This is a genomic window from Acinetobacter sp. WU_MDCI_Abxd143 (genome assembly GCF_025514195.1).
GTDB classification, from domain to species: domain Bacteria; phylum Pseudomonadota; class Gammaproteobacteria; order Pseudomonadales; family Moraxellaceae; genus Acinetobacter; species Acinetobacter pittii_H.
Window position 1 is genome coordinate 116903 of the sequence record NZ_JAHPTH010000005.1, and the last position, 19516, is coordinate 136418.

General features: G+C 39.1%; 20 protein-coding genes. 9 read left to right on the forward strand and 11 right to left on the reverse strand.

Annotated features, from left to right (window positions below):
• Window positions 1-26: 26 nt before the first annotated feature.
• Window positions 27-752 (forward strand): SH3 domain-containing protein, encoded by a 726-nt coding sequence (locus KTI79_RS11740; RefSeq protein WP_086376045.1) that lies wholly within the window; start codon window positions 27-29, stop codon window positions 750-752.
• Window positions 753-818: 66 nt separating this feature from the next.
• Here the strand turns inward: KTI79_RS11740 and KTI79_RS11745 are convergent, their stop codons facing one another.
• Entirely contained in the window at window positions 819-2162 is a 1344-nt protein-coding gene (locus KTI79_RS11745; RefSeq protein ID WP_017387586.1) for a hypothetical protein, read from the reverse strand.
• 210 nt (window positions 2163-2372) lie between these two features.
• Here KTI79_RS11745 and KTI79_RS11750 point away from each other — a divergent pair, with 210 nt between their 5' ends.
• The gene (locus tag KTI79_RS11750; RefSeq protein ID WP_086376046.1) at window positions 2373-2954 is read left to right on the forward strand and encodes a YqiA/YcfP family alpha/beta fold hydrolase; all 582 of its coding nucleotides are present in this window, start codon (window positions 2373-2375) and stop codon (window positions 2952-2954) included.
• 14 nt (window positions 2955-2968) lie between these two features.
• Entirely contained in the window at window positions 2969-4852 is a 1884-nt protein-coding gene (gene parE, locus KTI79_RS11755; protein WP_086376047.1) for a DNA topoisomerase IV subunit B, read from the forward strand.
• A 129-nt stretch (window positions 4853-4981) separates the two neighbouring features.
• On the opposite strand, the gene KTI79_RS11760 is transcribed toward parE, so the two are convergent.
• Both KTI79_RS11760 and alc read right to left on the reverse strand, forming a co-directional pair.
• Window positions 4982-5485, reverse strand: coding sequence for an ureidoglycolate lyase (locus KTI79_RS11760; protein ID WP_199964082.1), 504 nt, complete (start codon window positions 5483-5485; stop codon window positions 4982-4984).
• On the reverse strand, window positions 5482-6492 hold the full coding sequence (gene alc, locus KTI79_RS11765; protein ID WP_086266281.1) for an allantoicase: 1011 nt from the start codon (window positions 6490-6492) through the stop codon (window positions 5482-5484). Before alc ends, KTI79_RS11760 begins: the two co-directional genes overlap by 4 nt.
• A 200-nt stretch (window positions 6493-6692) precedes the next feature.
• Here alc and hpxO point away from each other — a divergent pair, with 200 nt between their 5' ends.
• Window positions 6693-7850, forward strand: a complete 1158-nt coding sequence (hpxO, locus tag KTI79_RS11770; protein ID WP_086266280.1) for an FAD-dependent urate hydroxylase HpxO — start codon at window positions 6693-6695, stop codon at window positions 7848-7850.
• Window positions 7851-7903: 53 nt separating this feature from the next.
• Here the strand turns inward: hpxO and KTI79_RS11775 are convergent, their stop codons facing one another.
• From KTI79_RS11775 to puuE, 5 genes are all read right to left on the reverse strand, one after another.
• Window positions 7904-8629: an outer membrane protein OmpK gene (locus KTI79_RS11775; RefSeq protein WP_086266279.1), complete on the reverse strand. Its 726-nt coding sequence runs from the start codon at window positions 8627-8629 to the stop codon at window positions 7904-7906.
• A 121-nt stretch (window positions 8630-8750) separates the two neighbouring features.
• Complete coding sequence (locus KTI79_RS11780; RefSeq protein ID WP_086266278.1) at window positions 8751-10118, reverse strand: nucleobase:cation symporter-2 family protein; 1368 nt, start codon at window positions 10116-10118, stop codon at window positions 8751-8753.
• A 24-nt stretch (window positions 10119-10142) separates the two neighbouring features.
• A complete protein-coding gene (gene uraH, locus KTI79_RS11785; RefSeq protein ID WP_005066767.1) occupies window positions 10143-10466 on the reverse strand; it encodes a hydroxyisourate hydrolase in 324 nt (107 codons plus the stop codon).
• Window positions 10463-10966 carry a 2-oxo-4-hydroxy-4-carboxy-5-ureidoimidazoline decarboxylase gene (gene uraD, locus KTI79_RS11790; protein ID WP_002121920.1) on the reverse strand — a complete coding sequence of 168 codons (504 nt, stop codon included), beginning with the start codon at window positions 10964-10966 and terminating at the stop codon, window positions 10463-10465. The genes uraH and uraD overlap by 4 nt, the downstream gene beginning before the upstream one ends.
• A gap of 99 nt (window positions 10967-11065) precedes the next feature.
• On the reverse strand, window positions 11066-12031 hold the full coding sequence (gene puuE, locus KTI79_RS11795; protein ID WP_199964051.1) for an allantoinase PuuE: 966 nt from the start codon (window positions 12029-12031) through the stop codon (window positions 11066-11068).
• Window positions 12032-12283: 252 nt separating this feature from the next.
• Here puuE and KTI79_RS11800 point away from each other — a divergent pair, with 252 nt between their 5' ends.
• The 4 genes from KTI79_RS11800 to dsbD all read left to right on the forward strand — a co-directional run bounded on the left by KTI79_RS11800 (window position 12284) and on the right by dsbD (window position 15958).
• Entirely contained in the window at window positions 12284-12634 is a 351-nt protein-coding gene (locus tag KTI79_RS11800; protein ID WP_001019316.1) for an HPF/RaiA family ribosome-associated protein, read from the forward strand.
• A gap of 153 nt (window positions 12635-12787) precedes the next feature.
• Window positions 12788-13333, forward strand: a complete 546-nt coding sequence (locus tag KTI79_RS11805) for an ankyrin repeat domain-containing protein (RefSeq protein ID WP_005066773.1) — start codon at window positions 12788-12790, stop codon at window positions 13331-13333.
• A 12-nt stretch (window positions 13334-13345) separates the two neighbouring features.
• Window positions 13346-14113, forward strand: coding sequence for a transporter (locus KTI79_RS11810; protein WP_086266276.1), 768 nt, complete (start codon window positions 13346-13348; stop codon window positions 14111-14113).
• Window positions 14114-14131: 18 nt separating this feature from the next.
• Window positions 14132-15958 (forward strand): protein-disulfide reductase DsbD, encoded by a 1827-nt coding sequence (gene dsbD, locus KTI79_RS11815; RefSeq protein ID WP_086266275.1) that lies wholly within the window; start codon window positions 14132-14134, stop codon window positions 15956-15958.
• Here the strand turns inward: dsbD and KTI79_RS11820 are convergent.
• Together KTI79_RS11820 and KTI79_RS11825 are read right to left on the reverse strand one after the other, a co-directional pair.
• Complete coding sequence (locus tag KTI79_RS11820) at window positions 15953-17146, reverse strand: GGDEF domain-containing protein (protein ID WP_199964052.1); 1194 nt, start codon at window positions 17144-17146, stop codon at window positions 15953-15955. The genes dsbD and KTI79_RS11820 overlap by 6 nt on opposite strands.
• A 172-nt stretch (window positions 17147-17318) precedes the next feature.
• Complete coding sequence (locus tag KTI79_RS11825; RefSeq protein ID WP_086266274.1) at window positions 17319-18230, reverse strand: alpha/beta hydrolase; 912 nt, start codon at window positions 18228-18230, stop codon at window positions 17319-17321.
• Window positions 18231-18382: 152 nt separating this feature from the next.
• On the opposite strand from KTI79_RS11825, the gene KTI79_RS11830 reads away from it, so the two are divergent.
• Window positions 18383-18820, forward strand: a complete 438-nt coding sequence (locus KTI79_RS11830; protein WP_005066784.1) for a DUF2147 domain-containing protein — start codon at window positions 18383-18385, stop codon at window positions 18818-18820.
• Between the two features lie 39 nt (window positions 18821-18859).
• On the opposite strand, the gene KTI79_RS11835 is transcribed toward KTI79_RS11830, so the two are convergent.
• Entirely contained in the window at window positions 18860-19210 is a 351-nt protein-coding gene (locus tag KTI79_RS11835; protein ID WP_068564562.1) for an arsenate reductase, read from the reverse strand.
• Window positions 19211-19516: the final 306 nt, after the last annotated feature.

The window sequence follows — 19516 nt, forward strand, 5'->3', positions numbered from 1 at the left end:
AAAATTTAAAATGGAACTTATCCTAAATGAAGAAGCAACTTAAGTTTATAATTTTTACTTTTCTAATGATTGGTCCTATAGTATCTTCATACGCTGACTTTGGTTTTATTCAAGATAAGGATGGATACGTTAATGTACGAGGAAATTCAAGTTTAAATTCTAAAGTTACGTCTAAATTAAATAATAATGAAATTGTTTCTTGTGTGATGGATGAAGGGACAAATAATTTTTGTTTAGTTAATGCAAGCAATGGTGTAACTGGATTTGTCTATAAAAATAGAATAAATAATTTTAGTGGTTACACTTCTATTAAGCTATCTCAATATTCTAGAGAAAAGGTTGTCTATAGTGATAAAAATATAATAGCAGAAGTGTATGCAAAAAAAGCTATTTTAGATCCTAAACTTTATAAAACTTTTAAAGGTGAATATAAGTATTTTAATAATAAACAATTCTTTGGTACTGATGGTACTTTACCTAATAATGATTTTTTACAACTTGATAAAATCATAATTAAGGATAAAGATAAGAAAATAGAAATTGGTAAAAATGATATAGAGCAATACTTTTTTCCTAAAAATGGTATAGATAGTGACAAGAACGAGCTTGCTGATTTTAAAATATATTATTTAAATAATAATATTTATATTTTAAATACTTTTAATAATGGTGGTGCAGCAGCTTACAATATTGTTTTAAATATAAAAAATGGAAAAGTAATTGCCAATAAAGCTTGGGGGGCTGAAATTTAAAAATATTTTCTTTCTTCTACAAAAGTTAATTAATTAAAAAAGCCCAACATTAAGTTGGGCTTTTTTTTACGTCTCTACAATTCCCTCTAAATCTTCGAGCTTATAGTTCGGCATATCAATAATATGGGTTTGAATACCTTCTTGAACGTAATCATTAGCATGAGGATATAACCAACGAGTGATCTGTTCCGCAACACTCGAGTGATACTGAATCTCAAAGTGATTTAAACCATAAAACACGGCTTTATGTGAGTCTGGAACCTTAAGCTGAAAACGTGGGTTAGGGTGTTCGCCTAGCGCGCTTTTTACACTCACTAAGTAGTCGCCAATTACGGTCAACGCTTTATTACGCACCTTTTCAAATTCTAAGGTTCCTGCCACTAAAAAGGTATTGATATGGGAAGGTAGCGGAGCAGGGGCACGGTTATCATCCATCATACCAATACGGGCATCCATATGTTCCCAATCATCATCACGAACGCTACCGTGGCGTAAGTCTAAAATACCATTACTCCGAATATTAACCAGTTGACCGAGTAAGCCGACAAAAGGGAAAGCCCCAAGTTTATCTTGTATGGTAAAGCCAAAGCGCTCTAAAACTGCCCCATGATGTGGAGAGCCAATGCAGACTAGATTCTCGACCATATGGATCCATTGATACATATTTTGTTTGCCATAAAACAAGGCACTACGAGATACTAGCCCGCCCATACTATGGCCAATGATATCAATACTGGTAATTCTTGGATTACGTTGTACCAAATCTTCTAATAAGTTCGAAAAACTGCGTCCATTGGCTGAAATGCGTCGGCCTGTATTGTAATTTAAATACAACATGGTGTTATGGTCACGCTGCGCTAACAGGCGCTCACCAATGCCGCCATAGTGTGCATTTGACCAAGTCAGATGGTTCATACACAAACCATGAGCTAAAATCACAATACGGCCTGCAAGTTCCCCTTGTTGTATTGCACCATAGTGATCGTAGAGCACCATGGGTAAGGCGAGGGGGCTATGCTGTTTAAGTAGATAATCCCCAAAAATCCCATTCAAAATGCCGACTAAAAAATGTAAGCTCGGGGTGAGCGGTTTTTCGTGAAGTGTGGGATATTTTTCAATAATATGACGTAAGCTTGGCGCTAAAAAACAACTACCGTATTTTTGTAAAGCACCATAAGAAAATTGATATGCCTTTTGCACAAATGGTCGTTTTTGAAAGTTTTTAGCATTTTGTGTACTCACACCAAAAGCATTTTTTAATACTTCAATATTAATAACTTGAATTAATTCATGTACACCATTTAAGCTGGTACTGAACAGTTGAGCTAAACCTTCTAATACGTCTGCCTGACTAGGTGGCGTACGATCCCATTTACAATAAGTTTCATGTAGTGGTGTTAAGCTCGGCATATCTTTTCCCCATATACGTTATAACCGACGTTTTAAGCTGTACTTTTTATCAACGGCAGCTAACGTTTCCATCTTAGTAGTTTAAATAACACATGTTTTTAAAATACTGATGAATGGTTAGTTGAGTGGTTTTTCTTGTCTGACAATAGTGTTTTTATATACAAACTGAGAACAAAAATGTGAATTTATTCTCAATTTAGAGGGAAATATATGAATATTATCTACCTCCATGGCTTTAATAGTAGCTCTCTTTCAATTAAAGGGTTGAGCCTTAGACAGTATTGTAGCGAATTGGGCATAAATGTGCATTTGCCAGATTTAAATAGATCTCCTGATCTAGTGGTTGAGCAAGTTTCAGAGCTGATAGAGTCTTTAGAGGATGTAGCCCTAGTCGGTAGTAGCCTTGGCGGGTTTTTTGCGACATATTTTGTCGCGAAATATAATGTTCCAGCTGTACTGATTAACCCTGCTATGCAACCATGGAAACTGTTTGATGAGTTATTTCAAGTTGAAAGTATGCCCTATGTGGTGAATGATCAATGGTCAATTGATCATGTTCAGTTAAGGCAGTTAGAACAACTGGAACTGAATCAACCTGAAAATGCCGACAAAATACTCGTCTTATTGCAACAAGGCGACGAAATTTTGGATTATCGTCAAGCACAACGCTATTATAGTGCTGCAACGCCATCCTCATTGATTTTGACGGATGCTCATGGCAATCATGCTATGGAAGATTTTGAAGAAAAATTACCGTTAGTGATCGAATTCTTTGCGCACACCATCAAATAAGGAAAACGTACAACGTGACACAATATACGGCTCAATCGCTTGAAGTTCTTTCCGGTTTAGACCCTGTTCGTCGTCGTCCAGGGATGTATACCGATACGACTCGACCTAACCATTTAGCCCAAGAAGTTATTGATAATGCTGTTGATGAAGCATTAGCTGGTCATGCCGACAAAATATGTGTCACGGTTTATAAAGATGGTTCGTTGTCGGTTGAAGATAACGGCCGTGGTATGCCAGTCGATATACATCCTGAATATGGACAAAGTGGTATCGAAATTATTCTAACCAAGCTCCATGCTGGTGGTAAATTCAGCACCGATAACTATCAGTTTTCGGGTGGTTTACATGGTGTGGGCATTTCCGTTGTAAACGCTTTATCAACACGGGTTGAGGTCGAAGTTCAACGTCAGGGTAACCTATACCAAATGGCCTTTGAGCAAGGGGAACCCGTTGCTCCTTTAGCTGTTCTCGAAGGTAAAGTGCCAAAACGCGCGACGGGTACAACGGTACATTTTTGGCCAGAAGCTAAATATTTTGATAGTCCAAAATTTGCGTTAAAAGCACTCAAACACAATTTAAAGGCCAAAGCTGTTTTAGCTGCTGGTTTAAAAATTATTTATATCGATCAAATTAACGATGAAAAAATTGAATGGCAATTTGAAAATGGCCTCGTCGATTATTTGATGGATGAATTACAAGACCGCGAAATTTTGCCAAACCCTGCATTTGTGAGCAGCGGTCAGGCAGATCGTGCGGCATGTGAATTTGCGATTTGTTGGAATGTGGAAGGTGGTGAGCAGGTTCAAGAAAGTTACGTCAACTTGATTCCAACTGCACAAGGCGGTACTCATGTGAACGGTTTACGCTCTGGGGTTACTGAGGCGTTACGTGAATTCTGTGAGTTACGTAACTTGTTACCGCGTAATCTTAAACTCTCGGCAGAAGATGTTTGGGATGGCGTGAACTATATCTTGTCGCTCAAGTTCCAAGAGCCGCAGTTTTCAGGTCAAACCAAAGAGCGTCTTTCGAGTCGTGAAGCATCAAATATTGTTTTAAATATTGCTAAAGATGCTTTTTCACTCTGGCTAAACCAACATGCTGAAATCGCGATGCAACTGGCTGAAATGGCGATTTCTAAAGCAGGTCGTCGTTTAAAAGCAGCAAAGAAAGTCGAACGTAAAAAAATTGTTTCCGGCCCTGCATTGCCGGGTAAGTTGGCAGACTGTGTTGGCCAAACACGTGAGGACAGTGAATTATTTATTGTCGAGGGTGACTCAGCAGGTGGTAGTGCCAAGCAAGCGCGCGATAAAAACTTTCAGGCGATCATGCCAATTCGTGGAAAAATCTTAAATACATGGGAAGTTTCTTCAGATGAAGTACTCGCTTCTCAAGAGGTTCACGACATTGCGATTGCCATCGGGGTAGACCCGGGCAGTGATGATTTATCTGAACTACGTTACGGTAAAATTTGTATTTTAGCCGATGCTGACTCTGACGGTTTACACATTGCGACCTTATTATGCGCCTTATTCGTTAAACACTTTCCAGCATTGGTTGAAGAAGGGCATCTGTATGTAGCAATGCCACCATTATTCCGTATCGACATTGGTAAAGATGTCTATTACGCGCTTGATGATGATGAGCTTGAAGCTATTTTGAAAAATGTTAAAGGTAATCGAAATCCGCAAATTACCCGATTCAAAGGGTTGGGTGAGATGAACGCGATTCAATTACGTGAAACGACTATGGATCCGAACACGCGTCGTTTAGTTCAGCTTGACCTAGATGACGTTCACTTAACGGCAGGTTTACTCGACAAGTTGCTTGCGAAAAAGCGTTCGGCAGATCGTAAGCAGTGGCTTGAGCAGAAGGGTAACTTAGCTGATATTACTGTTTAGAAAAATGAAAAAACCCCCGTTCAATTGACGGGGTTTTTTTATATAAACCTAAGATTGTTAGAAATCACCACAACGATTCCTGCTATTAAGGTTTAGACCATTAAATTAGACAGATCTGTATATTTTAATTTAGGTCGTAATTTTTATAGCCTGTGGAAATTGAAAAATATCACAATTCGCTCCACCTCCAATTCGATCTACTACTGCAAAATCACTTGGTGCCTCAAAGGTAAGCAAAGGATGATGCCATGTGCCTGCCCGATAATTAATACTTTGCTTTCCATTCGAGACGAAAGCACATAGTTTTGAAATATCAGGGGTGTTTTCGTCCAAAGCGGGTGCCACGATAATTAAAAACTTTTGTTGCTGTAGTGGAATAAATGCCTGAGAGCCTTTGGGATGGCGTTCTAGCATTGAAATTTCTAGAGGCAACACACTGGCTTTAATATTACGGAAAATACTAATTCCTGCCTTTGCTTCCCCTTCAATTTCAGTTTCAACGAGCGCATGGTAGCGCTCGGTGTGGGCATCATTAATATGAAAAAAGTCATGCCCGTCACAACAGATGACTTCTCCGAAGGGCTGGAAGTTTTCAATGGTTAAGGGCTGAATTTGAACAGTATTCATCATCATGACTTGGCAATTTTTCCCCATAAACGAACACGGCTAATACCACCATCTGGAATCATGTTAATACGAATATGCGAGATTTTTTCATGTTGTAAAATCTCATTCACATATTCATGAATATGATCCATTTGCATAGGTTGGGCTTCTAGTAAGTAAGACCAAAACATACTTTGAGGAATTAACTGTGCATCGGTTGCATTTTCGAGGTAAACCGCCTGAATAGATACTTGAGCAGGAAAGTTCCCTTTAAAATGAGCTGTATCAATTTCAAGTTTTTCAATTTTTCCGCTTTTACCCAACGCAAGAATACACCAGTCATAACCCGGTGCACGGCGGCGTTTGGTTTCCCACCCATCGCCCATGTTGACGCCACGGCCTGGGTTAATCAAATTACGCGGGTGTCCAAAATGAGCATCACTATAGGCAACTACGCGGCCACCATTTTCGAGAGCCAATAAATCGAGAGTTTGTTCGCTATCAGTTACCTGAATATGAACATCACCATAGACACGTAAACGGGCAATACCGCCATCTGGGAAAATATTAAGGCGTATATGAGTGAAAAGTGCATCATTATTGACCATAAAAATATGATGCTGGCTTGGGCCTAGTTCAGTATTTCCTAAAACATCCTCCCATTTTGCCCCTGACAGGTCCCCATTTGGTGCATAACATGCTTCTAATGATGCAGATGCAGGATAATTTCCTGTAAAAAAGCTGGTATCAATATCAAGTGCAGTGATTTTTCCACTTACACCTAACTTCACGATACACCAATCATAGCCTGCGTGACGTTTACGGCGCGTTTCCCATCCGTCCATCCATTTGCCGTTGTCATCAAATTTATCTTCAACAAAAATAGGTGCATCAAATTGCAGCATACGCTTTGCTTCTGCAAAGAAATCATCTGAACACTCAATGACTTGTGCACCAATTCGGGCATCTGCCAAATTGGTTTTCGTATTCAAAATCTCAGGAAGTTCAAAAGCTGGAGCGTGCAATGTTGCCATAGTGGAGTATCCGTATTTCTTGTTAAAAAACATGATTTTTCATTTAAAACTGCGCTAACACGGAACGTGCTGAGACGAGTTTTATACTTAAATATATAAGCATGGTGCATGCCAGTTTTGTGGAAAAGCTAAATAAATTTTGAACGATGGCATGTTTTTAGCATAAGCACCCTATAGGTGAATATCTATAGGAGAGTGTTATGAATGTGGTGATTATTGGTGCAGGAATGGGAGGTCTAACCACAGGCATTGCATTAAAGAAATTTGGTCACCAAGTTCGCATTTTTGAACAAACTGAAAAGATTCTTCCCGTCGGCGCGGCAATTTCACTGTGGTCGAATGGTGTGAAATGTCTGAACTATCTGGGATTAACTGACAAAATCGCCAAACTTGGTGGACAAATGGATGATTTGGCCTATGTGGATGGTTTAACTGGAGATGTGATGACACAATTCAGTTTACTGCCATTAATTGAAGAAGTGGGCCAACGACCTTATCCAGTTGCACGTGCTGATTTACAAAATATGTTAATGGATGAATTTGGTCGTGATCAGATTTATTTAGGCAAAAAAATGGTCAGCCTTGAAGACAAAGCTGATTATGTCGAGGTTCATTTTGCAGATGGTAGCTCAACGCAGGCTGATCTATTAATTGGGGCTGATGGGACTCACTCACTTACACGGGCCTATGTGTTGGGGCAGCAAGTGCAGCGCCGTTACGCAGGTTATGTAAACTGGAATGGTTTGGTTGAGATCTCTGAAGATTTAGCTCCGGCCCAGCAATGGACGACTTATGTGGGCGAAGGCAAGCGAGCTTCTTTAATGCCAGTTGCAGATGGAAAGTTCTATTTCTTTTTAGATGTTCCTTTACCAGCAGGGCTAGATAATAATCGAGATGAATATAAAAAACTTTTAAAACAATATTTTGTTGATTGGTGTCAACCCGTACAGCAGCTTATTGAACGCTTAGACCCGCAAAAGACCAATCGGGTAGAAATCCATGATATTGAACCGTTCACTCAATTTTATAAAGGTCGCGTGGTGATTTTGGGTGATGCTGCACATAGCACGACACCTGATATTGGGCAAGGCGGTTGCCAAGCGATGGAGGATGCGATTTATTTAGCGCGTTCTCTGCAAATTAATACTTTGGGGCTAGAGGACGCTTTACGTCGCTATCAAAACAAGCGCAATGAACGTGCCAATGAATTGGTGCTTCGCGCACGCAAACGTTGTGATGTGACACATATGAAAGATGAAGCGGTTACACAAGCATGGTATGAAGAATTACGTCGTGAACAAGGTGGGCATATTATGCAGGGGATTATTAGTAATATTGTGGGTAATCCACTTGATTAAAAACAAAAACAGCAAGGAACTTTCCTTGCTGTTTTATCTTCTAAATTTGGATTTTAGAAGTGGTATTTAACCAAGGCACTCACGTTATTTTCGTCGGCACCTTTAATACCAAATTTGTTATTCCACACTGAGTGCTCGATACCTAGGTATAGGCGTGTATCGGGAGAAATGTGTTTACCCACATTCCATTTCCACTGAGTTGTCCAGTTTAACTCGCTCGCATGGTCGCCTTCAGCAGTTGACCAGTCAAGGAAACCATCTACCAAGAAATCTTCAGATCCTAATTTTAATGGAATACCATAAACGAATGTCATTTGATAATCGTCGTCAATGTTCTCATTATTTGCACGGTAGAAGTTTAAATTTGCATATTGGAAATATGGGATATCTAAATCAACTGCAAAACCATAAAGGAAGTTATCGAAGTTATTGCCGTCTTCACTGTTACCTTCCCAAGTAGTACTAATAAGTACATCTTTGATTGGGCCATACGACAGTTTCTTACCAGATACTTCGCCTAAACTTAGGCGTGGTGATAACTCGAAGTAAGTACTCTTGTGGTCATTTTCACCACGCATGCGGTCCATAAAGAAAAACACATCAGCGTATTTAACTTTTGCTGCATATTCCAAAGTAATGGTGGTTTCTTTGTCATCTACAACTTCATAGTTTTCGCCATAAAGTCCAGTCACACTAAAATCTTGCCAGATTGGTTTCGCCTGAACCATGGCAGTTACAGATAACAAGGCACAAGTCGCCGCAAGTTGCTTTAATTGCATTTAAATGATCTCCCCCCAAATAAAGCACGCTAAGGATACAGGGTCTTAAGCAAAAATGAAGCCAAATTTGATCAACGGTTAAAAAAAAGCCCACCGAAGTGGGGCGCTAAAAACTAAATCTTTAATGAATATTTCTTGTGTTTATTGTTTGGCTTAAATGCGCAGTACGTGAGCTGCGAAATGAAGGTAAATGATTAAATAATAAATTCAATAAGATAGCAAAGATACAAGTTGAACTAATGCCTGAATGGAACAAAGTCTGTACCCAAACCGGGAAATGAGCGTAAAACTCATGGTTAATAATTGGGATCATCCCTGCTGATAAAGCAGTTGCCACAATAATCAAATTTTTCTGATCGTTATAATCTATCTTTGCCAAAGTACGAATTCCACTCGCTGCAACCGACCCAAACAAGACCAAACCTGCACCACCAAGTACGGGCATTGGAATCGCTGCAATTAAACGACCCATAATAGGTAGTAGACCCAAAATAATCAGAATGACACCGCCTGCTGCGACTACAAATCGACTCTTGATGCCTGTGATCGCAACCAGTCCAACATTTTGGGCAAAAGCGCTTTGCATGAATGAACCAAAGAGAGGGGCAAAAGCACTGGAAAACATATCCGCACGAACTCCATTGGCGATACGTTTAGCATCTACCTCAGTTCCTACAATGTCTCCAACAGCAATAATATCGGCTGTGGTTTCAGTCATAATCACCAAAGTGACGATCAACATCGACAAGATAGCGCTGAGCTCGAAAGTCGGTAAACCAAAAGCAAATAAGTGTGGAAATTGGAGCCATGCGCCTGAGCTCACCTGACTAAAATCACCAAAACCCATAAAGTAGGCGAGGATAGTACCGGTAACAATAGCCAACAAAATTGATATGCGACGGATGCCTGCTTGCGGCAGCATATTTAGAACAATCACAATGCCTAAGGTCAGCAGTGCCAAAGAGATATTTTCTACGCTACCCCAGTCAGGCGCTTTATTGTTCCCACCCATCATCCAGCGAATCGCAACGGGTAACAAAGATAGACCAATAATCGTGATGACGCATCCTGTCACAACAGGTGGGAAAAAACGAATAATTTTAGAAAAATAAGGTGCAAGACACAGTCCAATTAGAGATGCAGCAATGACCGCGCCGTAGACAGCAGGTAAACCACCGCCTGTAGTGATAATGGCGACCATCGTTGCAACACCCGCGAAAGATACACCCTGTACCAGAGGTAATTTTGCGCCTAGATATTTGGTACCGATTGTTTGAATCAGTGTTGCCAATCCACCTACAAATAGCGCAGCCGCAATTAACATTCCGATTTGTGCTGAGCTTAAGTCAGCTGCCGTTCCAATAATCAAGGGCGGGGCTACAATGCCACCATACATGGTCAGCACATGCTGTAAGCCGTAAGCAAAACTTTTGGAAATTCCTAAATATTCATGCTCTGGAGAAATCACATTTTTTTGCTGATGATTCATATTTTTCTCCTATTTATATCTGAGTTAGCTACCGCGATAAGTGGAGTAAGCAAATGGGCTGATCAATAAAGGAATGTGATAATGCTGATTGATGTCTTCTATGAAAAATTGGATACAAACACGCGGGAAAAAAGTTTTGACTTGCTGCGATGAAAAATAAGGTGCAATTTCAAATTCAAGTTGATAAGCACCTTCTGCAAAGTCTGTTATGCCAAAATCACTCACTCGACCATCTTGGTTGGTGGTTGCGGTCGCTATCAGTTCATGGGTTGCTGCATGAAACAACTTTACTTCTACGTCTGCAGCTGGTTTACCTAAATTCGTATCTAAAATATGAGTGCTGATCATGCTTGTATTTCCTGAGATAGACGTAATAGAGCAATCGCTGCGAGTTGCTCATGTACAATTGTTTTTTCGATAGCTAAGTCGTTTTTTAGTCTTTCATGTAGCTTTTTTAAAATTTCATCACTACTGAGGCCTGCCGCTTTAATTAAAAAAATAAAGCCAAACTTTTGCTCATAATCAAGATTACCTTGCAGCAGAGCTTGTTGTGTTTGTTCATCTAAAGAAATGCCAGCTTGTTCTTTAGATGAAAAATCTTGCTCTTTTGCATTGAGTTGTTTTTTAGCTTCGCGTTCACCAATTTTTGGATGAGTTGCTAAAGCTGCTTGAATCTCTTGCCATGACCACATTTGACTTAATTGTTCTGCATATTCCAAAAGAGATGCTTTTGTTGAATAGGGGCGTTTTGAGATGATTTTTTCGGCCCATGCTTGAATGTGGACACAGTTTTTTAACAAAGTCTTGAGTTGTTCTGGTGGGGCTTGATTAAACTCGGCTAAAAACACTGTTATTCCTAAACTCGTTGTCTTGATATGGAGTTTTAGCAATAACAGTGCCAATAGCGAGTTTTAATTCACTTATGAATTTTGAAAATTAAAAATCAATTATTTAGTTATGTGATTTTTATACCAATGTTCGGCAATCTCCTGTCGACGACATACCCATACTCGATCATGCATTTGAATATAGTCGAGAAATTTTTGTAATGCTTTAAAACGGCCCGGACGCCCCAAAATGCGGCAATGCATTCCAATCGACATCATTTTTGGTGCAGTTTCTCCCTCTGCATATAGCACATCGAAACTATCTTTCAAATATTGAAAAAACTGTTCTGAACTATTAAATCCGCCTGGTGAGCAGAACTTCATGTCGTTACATTCCAAAGTATAAGGAATAATCAGATGAGAGCGTGATGCACCTGTAGTATCGGTAAGCGTTGTCCAAAAAGGTAGGTCATCGCCATAATAATCAGAGTCATATTGTATTTGTGGAAACTCTGCGAGTAACTGACGTGTATTAGGGCTGTCACGTCCGGTGTACCAACCTATAGTTTTATTTTCAAACAAGTTTTCTAAAACAGTTAAAGCTTGTTCCATATGCTTCTTTTCGACTTCAATATCAGTATCTTGATAGTGAAGCCAGCGGTAGCCATGTGAAACAACATCATAGTCAGCTTGCTTAATTGCTTCTACAATATAAGGATTGCGGGCAAGCGCCATTGCAACTCCGAAAATGGTCATTGGAAGTTTGCGCTTTTGGAATTCATTATGAATGCGCCAAAATCCAGCACGTGAACCATATTCGTACATAGAGTCCATCGACATATGTTTAGCTGGGTAACTTGCGGCACCAATAATCTCTGATAAAAACTGTTCTGAGCCCTCATCGCCGTGCTCAATATGTTTTTCGCCACCTTCTTCATAATTAAGCACAAATTGCACAGCAACCTTGGCATTGTTAGGCCATTTAACCTGTGGCGGTTGCCCGTGATAACCGATTAAATCACGTGAATAAGGAGACTTTTGAATCTGCTCAATAAGTTCTGCTCCAGATAGATAAGATTCGGACACAATTGCTCTCCTTTTGTTCAATTTTTCATAAAAATTTAAAAAATCAGCTTGCATATTTTTATAGATGGACTGATATTGAAGATATGGAGATCTTCAAAATAAATTAAAAGCAGTACGTTTAAGTCAGGAGATAACAAACCATTACACCATCAAAATGTACAATTGAAGTCAGTTCATGCATGCTTAAAACATGCCAACATAAAAAAGTTTTGCATAGAAAAGATCCACAGTAAGAAAGAGAGGATGGTATTTATGAATATTGAAATCCGCACAGATAAAAACATCCATAACAGTGAACGTTTAATTACTTATGTACGTGCAGAACTTACTCAAGAATTCCAACGTCATAGCGAACGTATTACGCATTTCTCGGTTCATTTTAGTGATGAAAATGGGGACAAAGGTGGTGACAAAGATATCCACTGTATGATTGAAGCACGTCCTTCAGGTTTGAAACCAGTTGCAGTACACCATAAAGCAGGAAATATTGATGCTTCAATTCATGGAGCGATTGAAAAATTAAAACGTAGCCTTGAACATACTTTTGAGAAAAAGGAACACCCGAGAGGTGGTCAACCAGAATTCATTGATGATGAAGTTTAATTTAAAATCCTAAAAAGCCCTTCGGGGCTTTTTTTATATTTAATGAAAATAAAACTATTCACAACATTAGGTTTGCAATGCGATGCAATCAACCTCTAAAATCTTCAGAAGAGATTAGGCATAATAGCCCTAATATATTTTTGAGAGATGGTCATGTTAACCACCCAGCAGCAAGCTTTAATTAAAGCCATAGAAGAATTAGAACTCGCGCAAGTGCAAAAATTACTTGCTGAAGGACTTGATCCGAACTTTATTGATCCGGAACAAGGACCACCTGTATCAATCATTTGTGATGGAATTTTTAAATGGTGGGAAGATGTATCAGAAGCTTATGAAGCTGGTACACCACTATCAAAAGAAGAAAAACAACAATCATTACAGGTTTACCTCGATATACTCGAAGCGTTGATTCAAGCCAAAGCGAATGTACACCTTTGGGATGCAGAAGAGTTTTATGGTCCTTTATGGGATGCAGCAAGCTCGGCATGTGCGCCAGCCGTTCAACGTTTATTAAATGAAAAAGTTGATCCAAATACACGTGATGAAGAAGGACTCACTATTTTATCTTCAATCAGTCAGTTGTTCTTTGATTGTGACTTTGATGAAATAGATTGGTCAGAAGCGCTTCAAGAAGAGCGTGAAACATTAGAGTTATTGCGCCAACATGGGGCAAAAATGTCAAAAGAACTAACTACTTGATTGGATAATAGAATGAGAACATTTCAAATTTTAACTTTTGCTCTGACCACTGTTGCTGCTGGAAGTACTTTCGCTGCGGAGTTTTCTTTTGACCGCCCAGGTGCAGGCTTTGGAACAGGGATTACTCCAGTTGGTAAATTGGCTTGGGAACAAGGCTTACCAAGTGCAACTTATACAGAGTCAACGGTTGATGGTGTTAAAGAAAAGACCGTAACTGTAAATGAGGATATGTTATTCCGTACCGGTTTAGCCGAGGGCTTGGAATTACAATTAGGTTGGCAAGGTCCAGCATGGACTCAAACCAAACGGGCTGGTAAAAAACATGACACTTCAGGCTTTGGTGATGTCAGCATTGGTTTGAAAAAAGCAATTGATCTAAAAGATGAAAACTTATCAATGGCTGTGTTAGCTGAAGCGATCATTGCCACTGGAAATGATGAATTTACTGCACATGACGATATTTATAGCCTAAGTTCAGCAGTCGCTTATAAATATAATGACTTAGTCGGCACATCAATTACCATGCGCTACGAAGTACAAAATAGTAACTGGGCAGTAACTGCAATCCCGACGATTGATTATAAAATCGCAGGTAAGTTGTCAGGTTATTCTGAGTTCATTTACCGTAAAGCTGAAAGCCAAGACTACGAATATGGTTTAGGGACAGGTTTAGTCTACGCTGTAAATGATCGTACTCAGCTCGATGCAAGTATTGGGGTTGATTTAGAGGGTCAAGATAAGAGCTACAACGGTGGCTTAGGCGTGGCATTCTTGTTCTAATCGAAGCAATTTAAATTTATGTTAATGAAAAAGCTTATTCATCAGGGAATTTTTTATTTTCTAGCAGTTGCTGTTTGTGTGTTTAGCCAGTTGGTTTCTGCGCAAGATAAGCTACTCTCACCCGAACAAGCTTTTTCATTTTCGGTTGAATCTTCTGAGCCGCATACTGCGAGTTTGTCTTGGCAGATTCAGCCAAATTACTATCTTTATCAGCATAAATTTTCCGTACAACAAGGTACTCAACCTTTAACTTTAAAGTTACCTAAAGCGATTGCTCAATATGATGAAAATTATGGGCAAAGTCAGGTTTACTACCATCAAGTTAATTTCCAAATTAAGACTAAGCCTTCAGAGCACTATAGTGTGACTTGGCAGGGCTGTGCCAAAGACCGTATTTGTTATCCGCCACAAACCATTGAATTTCAAACTGACGCAGATGGCTTGGTGGGTGTGCAAAACCAAGCAGGAACAGCGCCAAAAAGATTACTAGATTTAGCGAATACACAATCCGAAACTTCCTTGGGTTCAGAATCTTTAGAAAAAGAGCAGAGTACAGAGACAACAGCTGCTACAACTACACCACAAATTGCCCAAGATCAGATCTGGTCAGCCAAGTTAATTGAACACTCGCTTTGGTATGGAGTTTTATTATTTTTAGGTTTAGGCATGTTGCTCGCCTTTACACCATGCTCTTTACCGATGCTGCCTATTTTAACTTCGCTGATTATTCGAGAACATAAAGGTTTAAAAGCGTGGACCATTGCGCTTACTTTTGTGTGTAGCATGGCATTAGTTTATGCAGGCTTGGGTTTAATTGCTTCCTCGGCAGGCTTAAATTTCCAACGCTGGTTACAACAGCCAGCAACTTTAATTGCTTTTAGTTTGCTGTTTATTGTTTTTGCTCTGAATTTATTTGGTTTGTTTGAGCTTCGTTTACCGCAAACATGGTTAAATCGACTTGACCGTATTCAGTCAATGCAACAAGGCGGCACTTTGGTCGGTGCTGGGGTTATGGGTATCGTTTCTGCGCTCTTGGTGGGACCTTGTATGACTGCACCACTCGCCGGAACTTTGTTATTTATTTCTCAAACACAAAATCAATGGCAAGGTGCTTTGCTTTTATTCTGCCTAGGTTTTGGAATGGGAATTCCATTGTTACTGGCAAGTATTTTAGGGGCAAAATTCTTGCCTAAAGCGGGCGACTGGATGCATCAGATTAAAGTAATTTTTGCTTTTCTGATGTTGGGTTTAAGTCTTTATTTTATTCGCCCTTTATTACCAGATTGGGGCATGCAAGTACTTAGTTTAGTATTAGGCCTCGCTTTTATAGCCTATGCTGTTTATCAGTTTTTCTGGAAAAAAGGGCAACTACAATGGCTCTACGCGATTTTATTATTAATCGTTACACCTTTTGTAGCCTATAACCAATATCAACATATTCAAAATCGAACCTTGCAAAGTTCTAATCATATGGCCGAGTGGCATATTGCGACTAGTGCAGCAGACTTTGAGAAAATTTTAGCGGCAGCACCTGCTGATCGAGCTATTGTGGTTGATGTCTATGCAGACTGGTGTGTTGCCTGCCAACCGATTGAACACCGTATTTTAAAAGCACCCGAGGTTCAATCTGCTCTTGCGCCATATTATTTAATTAAGCTTGATTTGAGCCATTATGACCAGTCGCATGAAGCACTACTCAAACAATGGAATATTTTAGGACCACCGACCTATTTATTCTTAAGCCCAGAGCAAAAAGAGATTCGTGCTTTACGATTAACGGGTGCTTTTAGTCAGCAAGAACTTTTGCAACAACTCGCGAGTTTGGCAAAGCTCAAAGAATCATAAGGTATTGATAGTTTCGGTCTGATGAAATGTGCGTACCTGATTACGGCCTGAAGCTTTTACCGCATAGAGAGCTTGGTCAGCCTGTCGAATAACAAGATAAGGGTCCTCTGCAAAAGCTGAACTGCTTATTCCAAAACTTGCACTAATATGAATAGGATTATTTTGGGCGCTACAAACAGGTAATTCTTGTAAAGCACAGCGACAACGCTCAGCAATTTTTTCAGCTTGAATAATATCGGTGTGGGGGAGTAATAAAATAAATTCTTCTCCACCAAATCGACCAATAATGTCCTCACTGCGCAAATTATCAGAAAGGCACTGCGCAATTTCAATTAAGACCTGATCACCTTGGTGATGTCCGTATATATCATTAATTTTTTTAAAATGATCGATATCAAGAAGTACCACTGCATAATCAAATTGTTGTTGGTGTAGCGACTCTAAATGTGTGTTTAAACTACGTCTATTTAAAACATTGGTTAAAGGGTCGATTTGGCTTAGACGTTGAATATAAGTTTCTCGCTGACGCCATTGGGTGAGTAATATTTCAAATAAAATAAAACAGGCCAATAAAATAGGCATAATAAAAAAAGCCATACTTCCTAACCAAAACGGATTAGTTTGGGCTCGTTGCATAGCAATAAGATTAAATAATGGCGCATAAGGCAAAACACCTTTCATGCTTAGATACGTACATATTGTTAAAATAATCGTCGCAGGTATAAGGGCGCTATAAACAATTTTCCGCTCGAATAACACCAAACCCACACCGATGGTACCTACATAACCGACCATAGTGGCTGGACTGATACTGCCAATTAAATATCCATCGTGGCATAGCATGAGTGCAAAGAATTGTACACTAATCAAAGGAATAAATTTTTGAGCCCATTCGTCATTTTTGTAGCGATAACAGGGGATTATCAAAGCGCCTAATAAAAATAAAGTAAATAAATTGAGCAAGATTTGTGATTCGACTAAAGGCAGATTTGCCCATTGCCAAACGCTTGGCGTAATTAAAATATAGCCTTTCCATAAAATCCAACTGAAATTCATTGCACAGGCAAGTGTGAGCATCAGTGCACTTTTTTGTAAGGGAGTCCAGTTGATAATGTGATTATTGTGGATGAAATCGATTATCACCTGTTTTGTTCTATGTATTGGATGAGTGATTAAACGATTTTTCATAGTAAGTAAGGGCTCCTAAATATAGATGCCTCTTTATTGGACCATCCTAAAATTGGATTGTTTAAATAATTTATATTTTAAACATAACATGATTTTCAATTTATACATGATGTCTTTTATAAAGAAAATGATGTGAAAAGTTTTGGGACTATTCACATCATTCATCAGTAAATTAAGTTTTATCAAGCTGATGGGCAAATTCAGCAATATCTGCCAATGCTTGTTTAGCTTCATCAAACCATGCATTAAACATTTGGAAGTTATGCCACATGCCCGTATAAAGTTTGAATTGAACGTTAACACCAGCATCTTCAGCTTTTTCTCTAAAACGCTTGGCATCGTCTAATAAGATTTCTTTAGACCCCACTTGAACCAAAGTGGGCGGTAGACCATGCAAGTCATCGAAAATAGGCGAAACACGTGGGTCATCAGCTGCAATATGATTGCCTATATAGTATTGAGTGCCTGTTTGTAGGGCTTCAATAGATAATAAAGCATCATGTTTTTTGTTAAACCGAAGAGACTCACTCGTGAGTGTTAAATCCAAAAATGGAGACAATAAAATCAGGCCACTCGGCATGAGTTCGGGTTGTTCTTTTAAACGCAAGCAAAGTGCTAGCGCTAAATTTGCCCCGCATGAGTCACCCGATAAAATAATATCTTTCGGTTGAATGCCTTGGACCACTAAAGACTGATAGATGTCGTATAGAGCTTCGGTTGCCTCAGGGTATGGATGCTCTGGTGCAAGAGGATAATCCACATGGATAATCTGCATTTGAGTACGGGCAGCTAAATCCGTCATAAAAGCATGATGTGTTTTGACACTACCAAGGAAAAAAGCACCGCCGTGAATGTGAAAAATTAGTTGAGTCGCAGAATCTTGCGGCTTGATTTCTTCACCTTTAATACCTGCTAGTCGAATCGGGCGCACGGATACATTTTTTTGTCGTGGGAAAGCACGACACATCTGATCCAGCACAGGGCGTAAGGCAGTAGCCGGCAAATTTAGCTGGCTTGGCTTGCGAATTGTTGTTTTAAGAAAAGTTTCTGTAAAATAATATTTCCAAACATTTGATATATTCATATAGCATCCATTTTTATGCTAGTTTCTTGTTTTCTTGTAAATTTTATTTTGCAAGATTACAAGGTTACACGAAACAGTCACATTCAAAAATTGCAATATCTTTGCGACTTCTGAATACTAAAAATCTTGAAAGACCCAAGGATATTACAAAAATGAAAAAGATTGCTTTAGCTTTAGGACTCATTGGTATGGCTGCATTTGCCAATGCGGCTGATTCACTCAATGGAACGGTATGGAAAACGATTGATGATCAGACCAACAAGCCAAAAGCCGTAGTGAAATTTACGGAACAGAAGGACGGAACCTTAACTGCAACCATTCAGAGCATTTTGACACCAGGTGAAGAAAACGCTTGTACAAAATGTGAAGGTCCGTACAAAAACAAACCGCTTAAAGGTGTCACCATTGTACATAATTTAAAAAATGTAGGTGGTAACAGTTATGAAAACGGTACGATTTTAGACCCAAAATCAGGTAAAACTTACAAACTGAAAGGTGAGTTAACCGATGGCGGCAAAAAGCTTAAATTACGTGGTTATATTGGCGTTTCTGCACTTGGTCGTAACCAAACATGGATTCGCGCGAACTAAAAGTTTTAATAAAAAAAACGAGCCATTTGGCTCGTTTTTTTATGCTTGAATATTTTGATAGGCGGTTTCATCGAAACCTACAATAAAGCCTTGTGGAGTTTTTAAAACAGGTCTTTTAATCAAACTTGGTTGAGCAATGAGTGCTTCAATGAGGTTTTCTTCACTGCTTAGAGCACGATTTTGTTCTTCTTCTGAAAGCTTGCGCCATGTCGTTCCTTTTTTGTTGAGAACGGTATCTTGTCCAATTTCTTTTAACCAGATTTTTAGAGTATCTGCATCAATGCCTTGTTTTTTATAATCATGAAAATCATAGTTAAGCCCTTTAGCCTGCAAGGCATCAAATGCTTTTTTCATTGAGTTACAGTTTTTAATTCCATAAATTTTTAACATTTTATCGGACCATGTCAAAAAGAGAGAGCACACAGCCTAACCCAAAATGCTTTTAAGCACTACTTTATACCGATACTTTTAAAACAAATGAAAATTAATGATTAATCGAAAGAGAAATGTCATGTTATTGTCATAAGACAAGGTAATAATGAGCTTAATAAGAAGAAGTTAAAACTAAAAGAACTTAGCGCAAAATAAGAGACAGAAAAGAGAAAACCCGCATTTAATCATCCTGATCATGCGGGTCTCATTTCAACGTCCAATGTCACATCCTTGCAAATAAACTTATCATAAGTTTATTTTATC

Coding starts and splice junctions, on each gene's coding strand:
- KTI79_RS11745 (WP_017387586.1), bottom strand. CDS start 2,162: ATGCCGAGCTTAACACCACTACATGAAACTTATTGTAAATGGGATCGT.
- uraH (WP_005066767.1), bottom strand. CDS start 10,466: ATGATCAGCACTCATATTTTAGATACGAATTTAGGTAAACCAGCTGCA.
- KTI79_RS11800 (WP_001019316.1), top strand. CDS start 12,284: ATGAATATTGAAATCCGCACAGATAAAAACATCCATAACAGTGAACGT.
- KTI79_RS11805 (WP_005066773.1), top strand. CDS start 12,788: ATGTTAACCACCCAGCAGCAAGCTTTAATTAAAGCCATAGAAGAATTA.
- KTI79_RS11825 (WP_086266274.1), bottom strand. CDS start 18,230: ATGAATATATCAAATGTTTGGAAATATTATTTTACAGAAACTTTTCTT.
- KTI79_RS11830 (WP_005066784.1), top strand. CDS start 18,383: ATGAAAAAGATTGCTTTAGCTTTAGGACTCATTGGTATGGCTGCATTT.
- KTI79_RS11810 (WP_086266276.1), top strand. CDS start 13,346: ATGAGAACATTTCAAATTTTAACTTTTGCTCTGACCACTGTTGCTGCT.
- KTI79_RS11775 (WP_086266279.1), bottom strand. CDS start 8,629: ATGCAATTAAAGCAACTTGCGGCGACTTGTGCCTTGTTATCTGTAACT.
- KTI79_RS11835 (WP_068564562.1), bottom strand. CDS start 19,210: ATGTTAAAAATTTATGGAATTAAAAACTGTAACTCAATGAAAAAAGCA.
- alc (WP_086266281.1), bottom strand. CDS start 6,492: ATGGCAACATTGCACGCTCCAGCTTTTGAACTTCCTGAGATTTTGAAT.
- hpxO (WP_086266280.1), top strand. CDS start 6,693: ATGAATGTGGTGATTATTGGTGCAGGAATGGGAGGTCTAACCACAGGC.
- KTI79_RS11820 (WP_199964052.1), bottom strand. CDS start 17,146: ATGAAAAATCGTTTAATCACTCATCCAATACATAGAACAAAACAGGTG.
- KTI79_RS11740 (WP_086376045.1), top strand. CDS start 27: ATGAAGAAGCAACTTAAGTTTATAATTTTTACTTTTCTAATGATTGGT.
- KTI79_RS11750 (WP_086376046.1), top strand. CDS start 2,373: ATGAATATTATCTACCTCCATGGCTTTAATAGTAGCTCTCTTTCAATT.
- KTI79_RS11760 (WP_199964082.1), bottom strand. CDS start 5,485: ATGATGATGAATACTGTTCAAATTCAGCCCTTAACCATTGAAAACTTC.
- dsbD (WP_086266275.1), top strand. CDS start 14,132: ATGTTAATGAAAAAGCTTATTCATCAGGGAATTTTTTATTTTCTAGCA.
- KTI79_RS11780 (WP_086266278.1), bottom strand. CDS start 10,118: ATGAATCATCAGCAAAAAAATGTGATTTCTCCAGAGCATGAATATTTA.